The 17066-nt window shown below is 68.5% G+C and carries 17 protein-coding genes and 1 pseudogene; 8 read left to right on the top strand and 10 right to left on the bottom strand.

What is annotated here, in order from left to right; translation table 11 throughout:
- The first annotated feature begins 14 nt into the window (after positions 1-14).
- Positions 15-818 (top strand): EI24 domain-containing protein, encoded by an 804-nt coding sequence (locus tag STRVI_RS35445; protein ID WP_014060391.1) that lies wholly within the window; start codon positions 15-17, stop codon positions 816-818.
- Between the two features lie 57 nt (positions 819-875).
- Here the strand turns inward: STRVI_RS35445 and STRVI_RS35440 are convergent, their stop codons facing one another.
- On the bottom strand, positions 876-1757 hold the full coding sequence (locus STRVI_RS35440; RefSeq protein WP_014060390.1) for an NAD(P)H-binding protein: 882 nt from the start codon (positions 1755-1757) through the stop codon (positions 876-878).
- Positions 1758-1855: 98 nt separating this feature from the next.
- On the opposite strand from STRVI_RS35440, the gene STRVI_RS35435 reads away from it, so the two are divergent.
- The 6 genes from STRVI_RS35435 to STRVI_RS52235 all read left to right on the top strand — a co-directional run bounded on the left by STRVI_RS35435 (position 1856) and on the right by STRVI_RS52235 (position 6330).
- Positions 1856-2173, top strand: coding sequence for an ArsR/SmtB family transcription factor (locus STRVI_RS35435; RefSeq protein WP_014060389.1), 318 nt, complete (start codon positions 1856-1858; stop codon positions 2171-2173).
- 90 nt (positions 2174-2263) lie between these two features.
- Entirely contained in the window at positions 2264-2425 is a 162-nt protein-coding gene (locus STRVI_RS50250) for a hypothetical protein (protein ID WP_353477063.1), read from the top strand.
- Positions 2426-2542: 117 nt separating this feature from the next.
- Entirely contained in the window at positions 2543-3121 is a 579-nt protein-coding gene (locus STRVI_RS55150) for a hypothetical protein (protein WP_251982802.1), read from the top strand.
- An 8-nt stretch (positions 3122-3129) separates the two neighbouring features.
- Positions 3130-3711, top strand: a complete 582-nt coding sequence (locus tag STRVI_RS55145) for a site-specific integrase (RefSeq protein ID WP_251982801.1) — start codon at positions 3130-3132, stop codon at positions 3709-3711.
- Positions 3708-4043: a helix-turn-helix domain-containing protein gene (locus STRVI_RS35425; RefSeq protein ID WP_014060388.1), complete on the top strand. Its 336-nt coding sequence runs from the start codon at positions 3708-3710 to the stop codon at positions 4041-4043. The genes STRVI_RS55145 and STRVI_RS35425 overlap by 4 nt, the downstream gene beginning before the upstream one ends.
- A 196-nt stretch (positions 4044-4239) precedes the next feature.
- Entirely contained in the window at positions 4240-6330 is a 2091-nt protein-coding gene (locus tag STRVI_RS52235) for a hypothetical protein (RefSeq protein WP_150112941.1), read from the top strand.
- A 67-nt stretch (positions 6331-6397) separates the two neighbouring features.
- On the opposite strand, the gene STRVI_RS35415 is transcribed toward STRVI_RS52235, so the two are convergent.
- From STRVI_RS35415 to STRVI_RS35405, 3 genes are read right to left on the bottom strand one after another with little or no spacing between them, the layout of a single operon-like run.
- A complete protein-coding gene (locus STRVI_RS35415) occupies positions 6398-7192 on the bottom strand; it encodes a MerR family transcriptional regulator (protein WP_014060386.1) in 795 nt (264 codons plus the stop codon).
- Between the two features lie 15 nt (positions 7193-7207).
- On the bottom strand, positions 7208-7969 hold the full coding sequence (locus STRVI_RS35410; protein WP_014060385.1) for an ABC transporter permease: 762 nt from the start codon (positions 7967-7969) through the stop codon (positions 7208-7210).
- The gene (locus tag STRVI_RS35405; RefSeq protein WP_014060384.1) at positions 7966-8775 is read right to left on the bottom strand and encodes an ABC transporter ATP-binding protein; all 810 of its coding nucleotides are present in this window, start codon (positions 8773-8775) and stop codon (positions 7966-7968) included. Before STRVI_RS35405 ends, STRVI_RS35410 begins: the two co-directional genes overlap by 4 nt.
- Between STRVI_RS35405 and STRVI_RS56545 the strand changes: the two genes are divergently transcribed.
- Positions 8663-9376, top strand: coding sequence for an NUDIX domain-containing protein (locus STRVI_RS56545; protein WP_435532598.1), 714 nt, complete (start codon positions 8663-8665; stop codon positions 9374-9376). The genes STRVI_RS35405 and STRVI_RS56545 overlap by 113 nt on opposite strands.
- Here STRVI_RS56545 and STRVI_RS35400 read toward each other — a convergent pair.
- The 6 genes and pseudogenes from STRVI_RS35400 to STRVI_RS35375 all read right to left on the bottom strand — a co-directional run bounded on the left by STRVI_RS35400 (position 9341) and on the right by STRVI_RS35375 (position 17034).
- Positions 9341-10601: pseudogene (locus STRVI_RS35400) on the bottom strand (pyroglutamyl peptidase). The gene STRVI_RS56545 and the pseudogene STRVI_RS35400 overlap by 36 nt on opposite strands.
- A gap of 170 nt (positions 10602-10771) precedes the next feature.
- Positions 10772-11965 (bottom strand): aldose epimerase family protein, encoded by a 1194-nt coding sequence (locus STRVI_RS35395; RefSeq protein ID WP_014060381.1) that lies wholly within the window; start codon positions 11963-11965, stop codon positions 10772-10774.
- A gap of 131 nt (positions 11966-12096) precedes the next feature.
- Positions 12097-13329 carry a multiple monosaccharide ABC transporter permease gene (mmsB, locus tag STRVI_RS35390; RefSeq protein WP_014060380.1) on the bottom strand — a complete coding sequence of 411 codons (1233 nt, stop codon included), beginning with the start codon at positions 13327-13329 and terminating at the stop codon, positions 12097-12099.
- Positions 13326-14888: a multiple monosaccharide ABC transporter ATP-binding protein gene (gene mmsA / locus STRVI_RS35385; protein WP_014060379.1), complete on the bottom strand. Its 1563-nt coding sequence runs from the start codon at positions 14886-14888 to the stop codon at positions 13326-13328. The genes mmsB and mmsA overlap by 4 nt, the downstream gene beginning before the upstream one ends.
- Positions 14889-14902: 14 nt before the next feature.
- The gene (gene chvE, locus STRVI_RS35380; RefSeq protein ID WP_014060378.1) at positions 14903-16012 is read right to left on the bottom strand and encodes a multiple monosaccharide ABC transporter substrate-binding protein; all 1110 of its coding nucleotides are present in this window, start codon (positions 16010-16012) and stop codon (positions 14903-14905) included.
- Positions 16013-16044: 32 nt separating this feature from the next.
- Positions 16045-17034, bottom strand: a complete 990-nt coding sequence (locus tag STRVI_RS35375) for a hypothetical protein (RefSeq protein WP_014060377.1) — start codon at positions 17032-17034, stop codon at positions 16045-16047.
- Positions 17035-17066: the final 32 nt, after the last annotated feature.

Genomic DNA, 17066 nt, shown 5'->3' with positions numbered 1-17066 from the left:
GTAGGCTTCGGCCCATGCGTGATCTTGTGAATGGCTTCGGTTATCTGATGAAGGGGCAGCGCTGGGCGGCCCGGCACGGGAGATGGTGGGGGTTCGGGATGATTCCCGCCCTGATCACCCTCGTCGGCTACGCGGCGGCCCTCGTTGCCCTCTTCTTCTGGACCGATGACGTCATCGCATGGGCCACGCCCTTCGCCGACGACTGGTCCTCACCCTGGCTCGGCATCTTCCGCGGCGCGCTCACGATCCTCTTCGCCGCCACCTGCCTCTTCCTCGCCGTCCTGACCTTCACCGCGGTCACGCTCCTGGTCGGCCAGCCCTTCTACGAGTCGCTCTCCGAGCAGGTCGACCGCTCCGAGGGCGGCGCGGTCCCCGACTCCGGCCTGTCGATCTGGGCGGAGCTGTGGATAGGGCTGCGCGAGGCCATCGGCCTGCTCATCCGCGTCACCCTCTGGAGCGTGCTCCTCTTCGCGCTCGGCTTCATCCCGGGCGTCGGCCAGACCGTGATCCCCGCGCTGGCCTTCTGCGTGACCGGCTTCTTCCTCACCGAGGAGCTGACCTCGATCGCCCTGCTGCGCCGCGGGATCCTGCTGAAGGAACGCCGCCGCATGCTCCGCTCCCGCCGCCTCCTCGCCCTCGGCTTCGGCGTCCCCCTGTCCCTCCTCTTCCTCCTCCCGCTGGTCGCGGTCTTCCTGATGCCGGGCGCCGTCGCGGGCGCGACCCTGCTGGTCCGCGACCTGACGGGCGAGAACGAGGACGCGGCGCCGCAGGGCGAGACGGCGGCGGGCCCGGCGGGCGCCTTCAACGGCGCGTCGTAAGGGCGCGTCGTAAGGGCGCGTCGTAAGGGCGTGTCGTAAGGGCCTGCAGCGCAGTGGCTACCAGGCCGTCTTGGGCGCGGGCCACCAGCCGGCCCGCTCGACCGGGGTCGCGGACGAGCCGGTGATCCGCGGGACGACATCGGTCACCGCGGACAGCTCGCCTTTCGCGATGGCCTGGTACCACGAGATCCAGCTCTCGATCTGCACTCCGCTGATGCCCATCCGCCACCGCCGCGCGAACGCTTCCTCCACGGTCTCGGGGACATAGCGGTAGGGACGGCCGGTGGCCGAGGCGATCCGGGCGACCACTTCCTCAAGGGTGAGCGCCTCGGGCCCGGTGACCTCCAGCGTCGCCCCGTCGTGCTCGGAGCGGGGCCCCTCGTCGAGGGCGACGGCCGCGATCACATCGGCGATGTCGTCGTGGGTGACGAAGGCGGCCCGGCCATCTCCCCCGGGCCCGCTCACCACGAGTTCGTCGTCGGCGAGTGCGGCCGGCGTCGACGCGTAGAAGCCCGCCCTGAACACCGTGTGCCGGACCCCGGCCAGCGCCAGGAACTGCTCGGTCAGCCAGTGGTCGCGTGCGTTGCGATAGGTGGCCGTGGGCGCCGCCCCGAGGAGGGACACGTACAGCACCCGCTCCACCCCGACCGCCATCCCGGCCTCGACCGCGCCGGCGTGCTCCTCCAGCCGCCGCCCCGTGGGGTGCCCCGAGATCAGCACGAGGGTCGACGCCCCCGTGAGCGCGGTACGCATCGCGGCCGCGTCGGCATACTCGGCCGGACCGCGCCGCTGGGCCCCCGGCAGCTCGGGGATGCGGCTGGGGTCGCGCCCCACGAGGAGTTGCGGAACGCCGCGCTCGGCGAGCCTGGCCGCGATCCGACTGCCCAGCGCCCCGGTGACGCCCGTGACCGCCACTGTGGCGTGTGCCTGCTCAGACATGGGCCTTCCTTCCGCCGTTCGAGGTACGATGTCTCTCGTACATGGCAGTGGATCACGCATGAAGGTACGATGCAAGCCGTACGTGGGGGTGGTGGCGCATGACCAGAGAATCCGACGGCCCGGCGGTCGCCCAACTGGAGCTGGGCGCCGTACTCTCCGCACTCGCCGACCCCCACCGGCGCCGCATCGTCACGGAACTCGTCATCGCACCCGAAGACGTCGAGCGCTCCTGCTCCTCGTTCCAGGCCCCGGTCAGCAAGTCCACGATGACCCACCACTTCAAGGTCCTGTCCGACTCCGGCCTCATCCGCACCACCGACTACGGCAACCGCAAGGGCGTGACCCTCCGCCGCACCGACCTGAACACCCGCTTCCCCGGCCTCCTCGACCTCCTGGCCTCCGAAGCGACTCCATAGTCCTGCGGCGTCATCGTCCTGGGACCGGTCCGCTCGGACACGGTGCCGTACGCGGCGATGGTGCGGTGATGGCCGCTACGCTCGCCGGCCATGAGCGACGATATCCAGGGCCATGGGCCGGTGCGTGACGCCTCTGTCGTGGTGGCCCGCGACGCCGATGGACTGGTGGCCGTGTTGAGCGCGGATTTCCCCCGCCATGGTGGTGAGTATCTGTTCCTAACTGGAGTACGAGCGGGTTCCTATGAGAGCTGAAGCGGTACGTCGTTCCATCTCAGCTGGTAGGAGGCTCGCTGGGCCCGATGAGCGGACCTCCCGGATTTTGGGCTGTTCTCCTGAATTTCAGGAGTTGCTGCTGTAATTTCCCTGTCCATGGCAGATCTCAGGACACGCGTGCTCTCCCTCGTACCGCCGCTCAGCGAACCGTCCTCCGCAGACGGGGAGTTGCCGGGTGACGAGCCGGGGCTGAGTGATGTCCTGTCGCTGCAGCGCAGGTATGCCGGCGGGGCCGACCGGGAGGACGAGCAGCTGTTCTTCATGGACACGCTGGTCGAGTACCAGTGGGCGCGAGATGTGGCGGGCCTAGCGTCCTCGACGCTGGACGGGCTGACGAAGCCGGTGATCGAGGTGTGCGACCACTACGGTGTGGTGCCATGGCGGTTGTCGCCTCGTCATGTTGATGCCTACTTCGCCGGGGTCGGCAAGCGCCAGGCGCCGACGGTCCGATCGAAGCTGAATCGGATCGATCACTTCTTCGCGTTCCTGGAGCAGCGCTATGCGCACGAGATCTTCCGGCGGTTCGGGGCGGCGGTCGAGTCACCGATCGATCCGTTCAACCGGCACGCACACCGCGGCGACTTTGGCCTGCGGGTGCCGCCGTCGGCGCGAGCGGTTGGCGGCGGGAGTTGGCGCACGCCCGCAAGGAGGCGGTGGCGTGCAGGGACTACGTGATGGCAAAGTTGATCTACATCTCCGGGGTACGCGCTTCGGAGCTGTGCCAGATGCGTATGAAGGACCTGCACTGGGAGGCGGGCGACTTCGGGCGGTTCGTCGTCCAGGGCAAGGGTGCCCGAGGATCGGGGCCGCGGCAGCGCGAGGCGTTCCTGTTCGCCGAGGGCCGTGAGCTGCTGTGGTGGTACGTGGAGGAGGTGCGAGGGTTGTTCTCGGACGACCCGGAGCACCCCGAGTCGCCAGTTTGGCCCTCGGAGCGCCTGGCCCGGGACCTCGGGGGCGGGCCGAGTCCGGTGGGGCCGGCGGTGACGACATCGACGCTGCGGAAGGCGCTGGTGCGGGCCTCGGCGGCTCACCTGTCGGGGCCGGTCGAGCGGATCTTTCCGCATCTGCTTCGGCACGCTTGTGCCACGCACCGCTACGAGGCGGGGATGTCGCTGTGGGAGGTGCAGAAGTTGCTTGGTCATGATTGGACGACGACCACGGTTCGGTACCTTTTGTCTGCTCAGGGTGATCCGGAGATGGCGAGCCGGCGCTCGTCGGCTCGGGCTGCACAACGGTTGCGCGTGGACGCGGGGGGTCTGTCGTGAAGTGGAACTTGCGGTGGGCGGCGGCCAACCGGGGCATCTGGCGGCCAAGCGAGCTGATGCCCGTGTTCGAAGAAGTCGGGTTCACTCCGTCGCTCTCGAAGGTCTCCGCGCTGTGGTCGGGTACACCGGTGACGGTGCGGCTGGAGGACCTCGACCTGATCTGCGCCGCGCTGGACTGCACGGTCGCGGACCTTCTGGTCGCCGAGCCCGTGGCCCGGAGGACTCCGGCAGTCCAAGGCGAGGAACTGGCGAAAGCCGCGGGAGAACTGCCGCGGCCGGTGCCACGTCGGCCAAGCGGAGCGGGGCGGCCGAGGTCGCTCCCGCCGAACTGAGATGGCTCGATCACGCATACGCGTTCCTTCGCTGGGGCAATGCACGGGGTGTCTCGGCTGGGGACCGCGAGCGCAACCGCCGTTCTGTTCCCCGTGCCACCAGTGGCGCTCCAAGCGTTATCACCCGGCAGCCGAGTGCAGACGCTGCAAGCGGTCGTGGCGGGTCAACAAGGAAGGCTTCTGCCGCGCATGCGTCGTGGCGATCACCGAGTACGACGCGGCCTGGTACTACGAGCCTGTCCGGGCCGCACGCCTGCCGGTGTGGACCCAGCTGTCGTTCTGCCTGCCGGCATCCATCCGGCGGCCTGCGGCGCCCACCGGCACCTACCGGCTGCAGACCGACGGCCGCTACCACGCACCTGGCTGGGCGCGCGCCCAGCGCCCGGCCGCTGTCCTGGACGATGGGCGTGTCTGCCCGCCGGCAGTGCGCGGACAGATGGCCATGTTCCCCGCGCCCTACCGACTGCTGGACCACCACGCCGTCTTGCTCCGAGACCGGTTCCAGGGAGATCTGGAACGATTGAAGCCGCTGATCAACGAAGTTCAGACCGAACACCGCCTGAGCCGCACCTGGCGCGTCACTGCTACGGATGCCTTGGCTCTTGCTCTGGCGGCCCGCGACGCCGCAGGCCAGGACCTGGTCGATGCCACCATCCTTGACGCCCTGCCTCACCGGCCCTCCGGAGTCGCTGCGGTCCTGCACAAGTCCGGGCTGCTGGCGCCTGATATCGAGCACGGGGTGGTCGTGCTGCCGCACGCCCAGCGGGCCCGCCCTCAATCTCAGCCACGAAGTTGCGATCACTGCCTCTCGTGGGGACGAAACCAGGTGTGCGAAGCCTGTAGAGGCTGGCGTCGCATATACGCTGACCAGCGAGGATGTTGCAGTCGGTGTGGCGCCGGGCTGCTTCCCCTGCGGAACGGTCGATGCCGCGACTGCACTCGACAGCGCCGTCAGCTGGGACCTGACACCGACACCTCTACCTGGCGGCAACTACGTTTTGCCGGGCGGTTCTTGGCAAGAGAAGGCCCGGCCCGTCGCGAGCTCCTCGCGGATCGTTCGGAGTTCAGTCCGCCAGCCGTACTTGAAGGTCAGGCGACGATCTTTGAGATCGAGCGGGACTGGCGCCCGCTGGCTGGAGCTCTGCTGCCAGCCCCGCTGCCGCCGGTGAAGTCCCTGCTGGCGGACTTCGCCCGGTACACCACCGAGAACCGCTGGGACCGGTCAGTCCACGAGTCCAGTGCTCGAGTTCTACGAGTGGCCGCCACCTGGCTGGGCGCCGACACCGTCTTCCGCGAGGAAGATATTCGGGCGATGCACCGCGCGTTCGGCGGCATGGGGCGCATCCGCGGCCTCGTCGCCTTCCTGGATCAACGCGAACAGCTCGTCCACTCGCCCCCGCGGCGCAACCGCCACGAGGCTTTCGTCCGGCGCACCATCGCCGCCTTCCCCCCACGGATCAGCGACGAACTCGGCACGTGGGTCGGGGTCCTGCGTGGCACTGGCAGGTCCCACCACCGCGTCACCGACTACGCCACCCTGCGCCGCTACCTCATCTACCTGGCCACAGCACTCGCTGACTGGACCACCCGCTACACCACCTTGCGCCAGGTAACGGAGCCTGACGTCAAGGCTGCTGTCACCGCAGTCAAGGGCCCGCGCGCCCACGAGCGTGCTGTGGCGGCCCGGTCGCTCTTTCGAGCCCTGAAACACGCCAAGCTCGTCTTCGTCGACCCCACCCGTGGACTCCGCGTCACCCGCCAGGAACTGCTACCGACAACTCTCGCCCCCGACCGACTGGCCGGGCTCTTGGAGACCAGCTCCAACCCCGCTACCCGCCTGGTTCTCGCCCTGGTCGCCCTCCACGCAACCAGCGGCACCGACCTGCGCAACCTCGTCCTCTCCGACGTGCTGCTCACCCGACGGCAACTTCTGATCCGCCGCCCCCACGGCCGTCACGTCGTCCACCTCGACAACACCACAGCTGACCTACTGCACGCCTGGCTCCGCTACCGCCATCAGCGTTGGCCACGCACCGTCAACGCGCACCTCCTGGTCACTCAACAGACCGCCAGCGCGACCGATCCTGTCTCCGCGGACTACGTCTACAGGCGCTTCGATCCCGCCGGTCTGACTCTGCGCGCAGTTCGCGCCGACAGAATCCTGGATGAGGCCCGCGAGACCGAAGATCCCGTCCACCTCGTCCGTGTCTTCGGAATCTCCATCACCACTGCCATGAAGTACATCCACGCTGCCCACCCCCACCGCGCCGGCCCTGTTCCTCACTGAGGCGACGGCCGCCCCCGGGAAGCACGTGCACCCCCAAATAGCGTCACTCCAGGACCCTGACCTGCCTTCACGATGGCGACAGCTCAGTGTTGAGTCTCTCGGCAGGCACTCGCTCGATGCGGGTCCAGCCCCTCCAGCCCCGCTCCTCCAGAATCGCCAACAGCCGCGCGGCGTGCGGTGAGGACTCGACCATGGTTGAGTCCAGCAGGTCGACAAACTGATCGTCGATGCCGTCATCGGCACCCACCTCGCCGGCCTCCACAGCGCGAACCATCAAGCGCTCCATGATGTCGGCGACCTCGACGATCCGCGGATCGTCGGCCGGCCAGTCGAGTGCCCCACCGAGAAGGCTGTAGAGCTTCACCATCTCGGGGTCGTCCAGCTCCTCGTGCTTCTTGGCGATCACGGAGTCGATCGAATGCGGCACCTGGGCGGCGATCATGATCCAGGCGTCCCGCTCCATCTCAATGTACCGCTCCTCAACGCCGAGACCGCGCAGCCGGTCGAGGTAGTCCACAACGCTCTGCGGAAGCGCCAGGTGCTCTCCGGCGGCGAGCCTGGCGAGTCGGCTGCGAGTGTCCTGCAGCCGCCGGATCTCGGCACGCAGGGCCTTGTCGATCTCCTGGACGCCGCCGGCGAACTCCTCCGGGCCGGCGGCGAGGAGTTCCTGCACCCGGGCCAGCGGCACGCCGGCATCTGCCAGAGTGCGGATCCGGATCAGTCGCACGACCGCGACAGCGTCGTAGGTCCGGTATCCGGACCGGTCGCGCTCAGGCTCCGGCAGCAACCCGATCCGGTGGTAGTGACGTACCGCCCGTACTGTCACCCCGGCGTACGCCGCAAGCTGGCTGATGGTGAGCATGGGTCTCAGCCTGCCTCAGGCGATCTTCCGGCGATAGGCGGCCATCGCGAAGACGTACGCCACGACGAGGATGCCGACACACCAGGCGAGGGCGGTCCAGATGTCGTCGCCGACCGGCCGCTGGGCAAACAGGTCGCGGATCGTGTTGACGATCGACGTGACCGGCTGGTTCTCGGCGAACCAGCGCACCGGGCCGGGCATCGTCTTTGTGGGCACGAACGCCGAGCTGACGAACGGCAGGAAGATGAGCGGGTAGGCAAACGCGCCCGCTCCCTCGACCGACGACGCGGAGAGCCCGGGGATCACGGCGAGCCAGGTCAGCGCCAGGGTGAACAAGAGCAGGATGCCGGCGACCCCGAGCCATGCCGACACTCCTGCCCCCGTGCGGAAGCCCATGAGCACAGCGACGCCCACGACGAGCACGAGCGCGATCAGGTTGGCGACCAGAGAGGTGACGACGTGGGCCCACAGCACACCCGACCGAGCGATCGGCATGGACTGGAATCGCTCGAAGATCCCGCTCTTCACATCGGTGAACAGCCGGTACGCGGTGTAGGAGATGCCCGAGGCGATGGTCATGAGCAGGATGCCGGGCAGCATGTAGTTCACATACGAAACCGACCCGGTATCAATTGCGCCGCCGAACACGTAGACGAACATCAACATCATGGCGACCGGCGTGATGGCGGTCGTGATGATGGTGTCCATGCTGCGTGTGACATGGCGCAGGGTCCGCCCCGTGAGCGCGGCAGTGTCGTGGAAGAAGTACGCGGTCATCCTCGTCCCCCAGTTGTTGTCTCAGTGGCGTCGCTCTTGTCGCCGCCGCCGATGACTGCGAGGAAGATCTCCTCGAGAGTCGGCTGCTTCTCGACGTACTCGACCTTGGCGGGAGGGAAGAGCTGCTTGAGCTCGGCGAGGGTGCCGTTCACGATGATCCGCCCCTGGTGGAGGATCGCGATCCGGTCGGCCAGCTGCTCGGCCTCGTTCAGATACTGCGTGGTGAGCAGCACCGTCGTTCCGTAGCCGGCGAGCTCCTTCACCGCATCCCACACCTCGATGCGCGCCTCGGGGTCAAGACCGGCCGTCGGCTCGTCCAGGAAAATCACCGGCGAATTCCCGATGAGGCTCATCGCGATGTCCAGCCGGCGGCGCATCCCACCCGAATACGTGGACACTCGGCGCGCGCCCGCCTCGCTCAGCGAAAAACGCCTCAGCAGGTCATCCGCGATCGCGTCCGGGTCCTTGACGTGGCGCAGCCTGGCGACGAGGGCGAGGTTCTCCCGACCGCTGAGGATCTCGTCGACGGCCGCGAACTGCCCGGTGAGACTGATGGACTCCCGCACGTTCGCCGGTTGCGTGGCAACGTCGAAGCCATTGACGCTCGCCGCCCCCGCGTCGGCTTTCAGGAGCGTGGCGAGGATCCTCACGGTCGTGGTCTTGCCCGCCCCATTGGAACCGAGCAGGGCGAAGATGCTGCCCGGCGCCACGTCGAAGTCCACACTGCGCAGGACTTCGAGCTTCCCGTACGCCTTTTTGAGACCTTGCACGCGAATCGCCGGACCGGCGATCGATTGGGCTGTCATGGTCATCTGCCTCCTTCGCGAAGCTGTTCCAGGCGACTGCGCGGAAGCTCCTCCGGAAGGATGGAGGGTTGACCCAGCGTCAAGGTCAAGCCCGTTCCGACCATGGCATCCAGATCGCCGGTGGATCAGACGCATCGCAGCAATGACGGACCTGCTCGCCCCGAGCCCGGTAGGCCGCGAACCCGCCATACTCATAGCTGTCGGTGAACCACTCACGCGTCGGTTCCTGCGACTCACCGGCCAGAAATCAACGAACCCGCCTGCTTCGCCGGGCGGGCGCAGGGAGGCGGGGGAAACGGCGGAGGAGTGTGCGCGGCGGGAGTTGCGGGAGGAGGGGGGCATGGCTGAGACGTGGCGTTCGCTGGGGTCGTATGCGATGACCCTCGGCTCCACGGCGCGTGTGCATCTTTTCGAGGCCCGGCGGCTGAGCGTCGGACCTCAGGAACTCACCCCTACTGAGCAGGACTTCAAGCTTTCGTGGTGGTCGATGGGCGATGCGATCGACGCGGTCGCGCAGGGCCGCTTTCTGCTTCCGGCTGGGCCCTTGGCTCTGTTGCTCGCCGATTCAAGGGTTCGTGTTGGCGACCACCGTGAGGATTGAGCGGACCTGGGCGGTGATGGCTTCGCGGTTGTGGACGAAGTCGGGGTCGGTGATCTGGCCCGTGGTGGGGTCGGTGTTGTCGGGGCCGAACTGCAGGACCGGGGTGTGGAGATGGCCGCCCGGGGCCTTCAGGGCGACCGCGTCGCGCAGCAGGGTGGCGCGGTAGGCGATCTCGTTGGAGAGGTAGTCGCCGCCACCGCCCGCGCGGGCCGTCGCCGTTCGGCTGCACCACCGGGGTAGTGGCGCCCGCCGGGATCTCGGTGACCTCGGTGTGGTCGTAGACGGGGGTGGGGCCGGTGTGCGCCGCCACGATCTTGTCGTAGGGAAGGGTGGTCGTCGTCCACTGCGGCTGGGGGTGCTGGGTCGGCACATCGGAGGGGATGGGCACGGTCTCGGTCCGGGAGATGTTCGCGTTGTCGGGGTAGCCGCCCCGCCAGGCGCCGTTGGTGCGTTCGACGTCGAAGCGGCCCACCCGGCCCTGGCTCACCGTCATGAACGCGTCCACCCGGCGCGGGCCCGACCGGAAGGCGGGCAGCAGGGTCCGCTCGACCGTGCCGTCCGCGAAGTCCGTCCAGCGGACGGGGAAGACGGCGGTCTCGACGCGGGCCGGGCCGTTGTCCGTACGGATCGTTGTGCCATCGAGGGCGAGCGCCGCCGCGCCCGACGGGTTGGAGCGGCGTACGTCGGCGTCGAGCTGGAACGGGTCGAAGCCGGTGACCACGATGCGCTTGAGGTGCTTACCGGCGGGGAGGTCGAGCGAGTCCTCTCCGCGTGAGGTGCGCTCCAGCGTGGTGAGGAGCGCGGCGCGGCGGGCGTCGGGGAGCGGGAAGCCCGGCCGCCACTGGCCGAGTGCGCGGGTCATGCCGAGCCGCGCCCAGTACAGCGGCCGGTCGTCGTCCCTGCTGAGGTCGCCGCCCGCGGGGCCCCGGCCCTGTACGCGGTCCACCGCCCGCTGCCATAGGGCCCGGCCCTCGCGGGTGATCACACGCTCGGCTTCCGTCGCGGACTGCGTCTCCGCGAGGGCCCGGGCGAAGTCGGGTGCCACCTTGTCGAACCCGCTGCGTCGCAGGATCTCCTGCGGCATGGCCGCCTCGAGCCGTTGCTCCTCCACGGTGGGGGTGGCGGTGGTGTCGGCTGCGGCCGTCGCCGGCACGGCGAGGCTCAGGGGAGCGGCGGCGAGCAGGGCGGCGCCGAGCAGGGCGAGCCGGGGGCGTATCGGTCTCATGCGGGGGTCCTCTCGGGTGAGGGGTGACGGACGACGGGGGCGCCGGGGCCGGGGCCGGGCGCCGGGGGCCCGGGGGCCCGGGGGAAACGACAACCCCTCCCGTACCGTGCTCTTGAGCACGGTACGGGAGGGGAACCGATGAGCTACAGGGCCGCGCGCGGCGGAGCCGCTCAGCGCGTCGAGAACGAGTGCACGGTCGTCGACCGGTACGTCTGCCCCGGCCGCAGCACCGTCGACGGGAACGACGGCTGGTTCGGCGAGTCCGGGAAGTGCTGGGTCTCCAGGGCGAAGGCGTCGCCCTGCCGGTAGACCTTCCCCGACGTGCCCGCGAACGTGCCGGTCAGGAAGTTGCCGGTGTAGAACTGCGCACCGGGCTCGGTCGTCGCGATCCGCATCACCCGGCCGGACTCCGGCTCGGTCACCGTCAGGAAGTGCTCGGGACGGCTGGTGATGCCCTTGTCCAGCACGAAGTTGTGGTCGATCCCCTGCCCGTACAGCACCTGCTGGTGCGCCTCCCGGATGTCCCGGCCGATCTCCTTGGTGCGGCGGAAGTCGAACGGGGTCCCGGCCACCCTGGCGAGCTCGCCGGTGGGGATGAGGGTCTTGTCGACCGGGGTGTAGCGGGCGGCGGCGATCTCCAGCCGGTGGTTGTAGATGGAGCCGCTGCCCTCCCCGGCCAGGTTGTAGTACGTGTGGTTGGTGAGGTTCACGACCGTGGCCTTGTCGGTCGTGGCCTCGTAGTCGATGCGGAAGTCGCCCTCCGCCGTGAGCGTGTAGTCCACGCGCACGGTGAGGGTGCCGGGGTAGCCCATCTCGCCGTCGGGGCTGACCCGGCGCAGGGTGAGCCCCACGTCCGCGCCCTTGCGGAACGCCTCCACGGACCAGACGTGCTTGTCGAATCCCTTGTCGCCGCCGTGCAGGCTGTTCGGCCCGTCGTTGATCGGGAGCTGGTACTTCTTGCCGTCCAGCGTGAACGTGCCGCGGGCGATGCGGTTGCCGTAGCGGCCGATGAGGGCGCCGAAGTACGGGCTGTTGGCGACGTAGGAGTCCAGGTCGTCGAAGCCGAGCGACACATTGGCGCGGCGGCCGTGCCGGTCGGGGATCTCCAGGCTCTGGACGATGCCGCCGTAGCTGAGCACGCGCAGCCGGGTGCGGCCGTTCTCGATCGTCCAGCGGTCGACGTCCGTGCCGTCCGCGAGCGTGCCGAAGTGTTCCTTCACCGCGCCTCCCTTGCCCGCGGAGTCTCCCCCGCTGCCCGCGGAGTCTCCTCCGCTCTTCGCGTGGGCGGTGCCGGTCGTGGCGGCCGATGCCGCCAGTCCGGCCGCCGCCGCAGCCGTGATCACCGTGCGTCTGCTCGTGGTCATATGCGGCTCCCTAAGGCTAGATCCAAGAGGGACAGCTGACGGGGTCCGACCCGGCAGCCGACGGGCCATGACCCCGCGGTCGAGGGGGCGTCACCCCGCGGTCGAGGGGTGACGATCCCGCGGTCGAGGGGTTACGACCCGACCTTGCGCTTGTTCCAGACATCGAAGCCGACCGCGGCCAGCAGCACCAGACCCTTGATCACCTGCTGGTAGTCGGTGCCGATGCCGACCAGCGACATGCCGTTGTTGAGCACGCCGAGCACCAGACCACCGATGATCGCGCCGAGCACCGTGCCCACACCGCCGCTGGCCGAGGCGCCGCCGATGAACGCGGCGGCGATGGCCTCGAGCTCGAAGTTGAGGCCCGCGCTGGGGGTGGCGGCGCCCAGCCGGGCGGCGAAGACCAGACCGGCGAGGGCGGCCAGCACACCCATGTTGACGAAGACCAGGAAGGTGACGCGCTTGTCCCGGACACCCGACAGCTTGGCCGCCGGCTGGTTGCCGCCGAGGGCGTACACATGCCGGCCGATCACGGTGTTGCGCATCACGAAGCTGAAGATGACGAAGAGGCAGGCCAGGATCAGCAGCCCGTACGGCGCCCCGTGCCAGCTCGACAGCGTCATGGTGAACGCCATCACGGCGGCCACGATCGCCGCGCACTTGACGAAGAAGAGACCGAGCGGCACCACGTCGAGCTCATAGGCGGCCCGCTGCTGCCGGGCGCGCCACTCCTGCCAGACGGCGGCGGCGCAGACGACGAGGCCGATCACCATCGTGGGGTTGTGGTATTCGGTGTACGGGCCCATCTCCGGGATGAAGCCGGTGCTCATCTTCTCGAAGCCGTCGGGGAACGGCGACAGGGACTGACCGTCCAGCAGGATCTGGGTGCCGCCGCGGAAGGCCAGCATTCCGGCCAGGGTGACGATGAAGGACGGAATGCCTATGTAGGCGATCCAGAAGCCCTGCCAGGCCCCGGCCACCGCGCCGAGCAGCAGACAGAGGACGACCGCGAGGCCCCACGGCATATCGTGTTTGATCATCATGACGCCGGCTGCCGCGCCGATGAAGGCGACCAGCGAGCCGACCGACAGATCGATATGCCCCGCGATGATCACGATCATCATGCCGATCGCGAGGATGAGGATGTAGCCGTTCTGCTGCACCAGGTTGGTGACGTTCAGCGGGCGCAGCAGGATGTCGTCCGACCAGATCTGGAAGATGACGATGATCAGGGCGAGCGCGACCAGCATTCCGTACTGCCGCATATTGGACCGCAGGCCCTGCAGCAGCAGCGTCCCGACGCTGGGCGAGCCCTCGGCCGGCGGTGGGGCCGGGCTCTCGGTCTTCTGGGTGGCCGTGCTCATCCTTCGTCTCCTCTGTCCCTCGTCATGTGGCGCATCAGAACTTCCTGGGTCGCCTCGTCCCGGGGAACCTCCCCGGTCAGCCGCCCGGCCGCCATGGTGTAGATCCGGTCGCACATCCCCAGCAGCTCGCCCAGCTCGGAGGAGATGAAGATGACGGCCTTGCCCTGAGCCGCAAGGTCGTTGATGACCGTGTAGATCTCGTACTTGGCCCCGACGTCGATGCCACGGGTGGGCTCGTCGAGGATGAGCACCTCGGGACCGGCGAAGATCCACTTGCTGAGGACGACCTTCTGCTGGTTGCCGCCGCTGAGCCGGCCGACCCGCTCGAAGACCGTGGGGGCCTTGATGTTCATGGTCCTGCGGAACCGCTCGGCGACCCGTGACTCCTCGTGCTCGTTGACCACGCCGCGGCGTGCCACCTTCGTCAGCGAGGAGAGCGAGACATTGCGGCTGATGGTGTCGTCGAGGTTGAGCCCGTACGTCTTGCGGTCCTCGGTGACATACGCGATGCCGTGGTCGATCGCCTCCGGCACGGTGCGGGTACGGACCTCCTGGCCGTCCCGGAACACCCGGCCGCCCGCGTAGCGCCCGTACGCCCGGCCGAAGACGTTCATGGCGAGTTCGGTGCGGCCGGCGCCCATCAGCCCGGCGATGCCGACGATCTCGCCGCGCCGCACATTGAGCGACACCGCGTCCACGACCTTGCGCTGCTGGTCGATGGGGTGGTGGACGGTCCAGTCCTCGATGGCCAGGGCCACTTCGGAGGAGTCCTCGCCCTCGTACGCGGTGCGGTCGGGGAAGCGGTGGTCCAGGTCGCGGCCGACCATGCCGCGGATGATGCGGTCCTCGGAGACCTCGGGATCGGCCTCGGGGGTCTCCCGGACGGTCAGGGCTTCGATGGTCTGGCCGTCGCGCAGGATGGTGACGGAGTCGGCGACGCGGCGGATCTCATTGAGCTTGTGGGAGATCAGGATGCAGGAGATGCCCTGCGCCTTGAACTCCAGCAGCAGATCGAGGAGTTTTCCACTGTCCTCGTCGTTGAGCGCCGCGGTCGGCTCGTCCAGGATGAGCAGCTTGACTTCCTTGGAAAGCGCCTTGGCGATTTCCACGAGCTGCTGTTTGCCCACGCCGATATCGGTGACGCGGGTCTGCGGCGAATCCGTCAGACCGACCCGCTTCAGCAGCGCGGTGGCGTGTCGAAGAGTTTCGTTCCAGCTTATGAGGCCCCGCCGGGAGTGCTCATTGCCGAGGAAGATGTTCTCGGCGATGGACAGATAGGGGATCAGGGCCAGTTCCTGATGGATGATGACGATGCCGCGCTGCTCGCTCGCGCGGATGTCCTTGAAGGCGCATGCCTCGCCCTCGAAGAGGATCTCGCCGTCGTAGCTGCCGTGCGGATGGACGCCGCTGACCACCTTCATCAGGGTGGACTTTCCCGCGCCGTTCTCCCCGCACAGGGCGTGGATCTCGCCCTCGCGGATATGGAGATTGACATCGGAGAGCGCTTTGACACCGGGGAAGGTCTTGGTGATGGAGCGCAATTCGAGAATGGTGCTCATAGCCCGGAACCGCCCTACTTCAGCTGCGACGCGGTGTAGTAACCCTGGTCGACCAGCACCTGTGTGTTGGACTTGTCGACGCTGACCGGGTTGAGCAGAAAGGTCGGCACGACCTTTTCGCCGTTGTCGTACGACTTGGTGTCGTTGACCGGGGGCTTGCCGCCGGTCAGCTCCGCCTTGGCCATGTCCACCGTGGCCTTCGCCAGCTTGCGGGTGTCCTTGTAGATGGTCTGCGTCTGCTGGCCCCGGATGATGGACTTCACGGAGGCGAGCTCGGCGTCCTGACCGGTCACCACCGGATAGGGCTTGGCCTTGGTGCCGTAGCCGACGCCCTTGAGCGCCGAGAGGATGCCGATGGACATGCCGTCGTACGGCGAGAGCACGGCGTCGACATCGCGGCTGCTGTACGCCTTGTTGAGCAGGTCCTCCATGCGGTCCTGGGCGGCGCTTCCGCTCCACTTCTCGGTGTAGAGCTGGTTGAGACTGGTCTGCTTGGAGCGGACGACCAGCTCGCCCTTGTCCATGTACGGCTTGAGGACGCTCATCGCGCCGTTGAAGAAGTACTTGGTGTTGTTGTCGTCCGAGGACCCGGCGAACAGCTCCATGGAGAACGGGCCCTTGCGGCCCTTGGACAGCCCCAGCTTGTCGGCGATGTACTGGCCCTGGAGCCGGCCGACCTTCTCGTTGTCGAAGGTCGCGTAGTAGTCGACGTTCTTGGTGCCCAGGAGCAGCCGGTCGTAGGAGATGACCGGGATGTTGGCCTCATGGGCCTGCTTCAGGACGTCGGAGAGCGCCCCGCCGTTGATCGGCGCGACCACCAGCAGCCGGTGGCCCTTGGTGATCATGTTTTCGAGCTGGGCCACCTGGGTGCGTACGTCGTCCTCGCCGTACTGCAGGTCCGTCTTGTAGCCCGCCGCCTGGAACTGCTTGGCCATGTTCCGGCCGTCGGCGATCCATCGCTCGGAGGACTTCGTCGGCATCGCGAGGCCGATCGTTCCTCCCTGTTCCTTGCTCTTGTACCGGCTGCCGCCGACCGCCTCCTGGCCGCAGGCCGTGGCCGTCAGCGAGAGCGCGAGGAGGCCGGCGCCTATCGCCGCGGCTCGTGCTCCTCTTACCGTGCGCATGGTGTGGGGTCCTTCCCTGGGGCGTCGTTGCGTCAGGAATTCAAGGGGGCCGCGTCGGCGGTGAAACGCCGCAGCGGACCCGGCAGCCGGGAGCCGAGCGGGGACATCCCGCCGTCCGCGCCCAGCCGGCCCAGCAGGTCGAGCACGAGCCGCCCGCGGCGCACCCGCTCACGGGCGCTGCCCAGTGCCACGTCCCGTAGCTGGGCGCCGTACGGGTAGATCCCCGGGGATTTGCTGAGCCCGAACTTCAGATAGATGGGGGCGCCGCGCCGGATCAGCTCCGCCGCGTCATAGAGCCGGACATAGCCACCGAGGTCGTCCGGGGCCTCGACATAGAAGTCCATCGGGGCGCGGGAGACCCGGCGGATCTCGGTGAGGTGTTCCAGCGTGAGGTCCGACGGGATGTTGATGGAGTCGGCCCCGAGCTGCTCGTACACCGCGAACGAGGCCGGGTTGACCGGGCCGACCAGCGCGGACAGCTTGAAGGTGGTGTCCGCGGGCAGCTCACCGCGCTCCCGCAGCCCGTTCAGCAGCCACAGCACCCCCTCGTCGGCGACCAGCAGGCACTTCACGCCCAGCGAGACGGCGCGCAGCGCGTCCTCCACACATCCGGCCACCGCGTCATGGCCACGGGCGCGCAGGCCGCCGCCGCCGGAGTCGGAGCGGGTGGCGGCGCCGATGTCCCAGGTGCCGCGGGGGCCGGTGAACAGGCACAGCTCGGCGTTCCGCTCGGCGCAGGACTCCACCATCTCGGTGATCTCGGCATCGGTGAGCATCCACACGCCGCTGCCCTGGCTGATCCGGTGGATCGGCACATCGAGCCGCCCGGCCTCCTTGAACACGGTGGCCAGCGCCTCCGGACCCTCGACGGACGGGATCTCGGTGCGCCAGGTGCCGCCGTCGGGGAAGGCGTGCGCGGAGGCGTCGGCGGGGTCGGGGGCGGGCGTGGCGTGGCCGAGCGAGGCGAGGGCCGCGTCGGCGGGGCGGCGGGGGCCGGGAGTGGTGGGTGAGGCGGCGGTCACGGTGCTCCCTGTGGAGTGATGGCCGGTGGTTC

The sequence above is a fragment of the Streptomyces violaceusniger Tu 4113 genome (genome assembly GCF_000147815.2).
GTDB classification, from domain to species: Bacteria; Actinomycetota; Actinomycetes; order Streptomycetales; family Streptomycetaceae; genus Streptomyces; species Streptomyces violaceusniger_A.
This window is presented reverse-complemented; position numbering and strand designations above follow the sequence as displayed.

Bases quoted from the DNA above. Each gene is read 5' to 3' on its own strand.
- STRVI_RS35435 (WP_014060389.1), top strand. From the start codon at position 1,856: ATGACCAGAGAATCCGACGGCCCGGCGGTCGCCCAACTGGAGCTGGGC.
- mmsA (WP_014060379.1), bottom strand. From the start codon at position 14,888: ATGAGCACCATTCTCGAATTGCGCTCCATCACCAAGACCTTCCCCGGT.
- chvE (WP_014060378.1), bottom strand. From the start codon at position 16,012: ATGCGCACGGTAAGAGGAGCACGAGCCGCGGCGATAGGCGCCGGCCTC.
- STRVI_RS35405 (WP_014060384.1), bottom strand. From the start codon at position 8,775: ATGACAGCCCAATCGATCGCCGGTCCGGCGATTCGCGTGCAAGGTCTC.
- STRVI_RS56545 (WP_435532598.1), top strand. From the start codon at position 8,663: ATGCTGCCCGGCGCCACGTCGAAGTCCACACTGCGCAGGACTTCGAGC.
- STRVI_RS35440 (WP_014060390.1), bottom strand. From the start codon at position 1,757: ATGTCTGAGCAGGCACACGCCACAGTGGCGGTCACGGGCGTCACCGGG.
- STRVI_RS35445 (WP_014060391.1), top strand. From the start codon at position 15: ATGCGTGATCTTGTGAATGGCTTCGGTTATCTGATGAAGGGGCAGCGC.
- STRVI_RS35395 (WP_014060381.1), bottom strand. From the start codon at position 11,965: ATGACCACGAGCAGACGCACGGTGATCACGGCTGCGGCGGCGGCCGGA.
- STRVI_RS35410 (WP_014060385.1), bottom strand. From the start codon at position 7,969: ATGACCGCGTACTTCTTCCACGACACTGCCGCGCTCACGGGGCGGACC.
- mmsB (WP_014060380.1), bottom strand. From the start codon at position 13,329: ATGAGCACGGCCACCCAGAAGACCGAGAGCCCGGCCCCACCGCCGGCC.
- STRVI_RS55150 (WP_251982802.1), top strand. From the start codon at position 2,543: ATGGCAGATCTCAGGACACGCGTGCTCTCCCTCGTACCGCCGCTCAGC.
- STRVI_RS50250 (WP_353477063.1), top strand. From the start codon at position 2,264: ATGAGCGACGATATCCAGGGCCATGGGCCGGTGCGTGACGCCTCTGTC.
- STRVI_RS35415 (WP_014060386.1), bottom strand. From the start codon at position 7,192: ATGCTCACCATCAGCCAGCTTGCGGCGTACGCCGGGGTGACAGTACGG.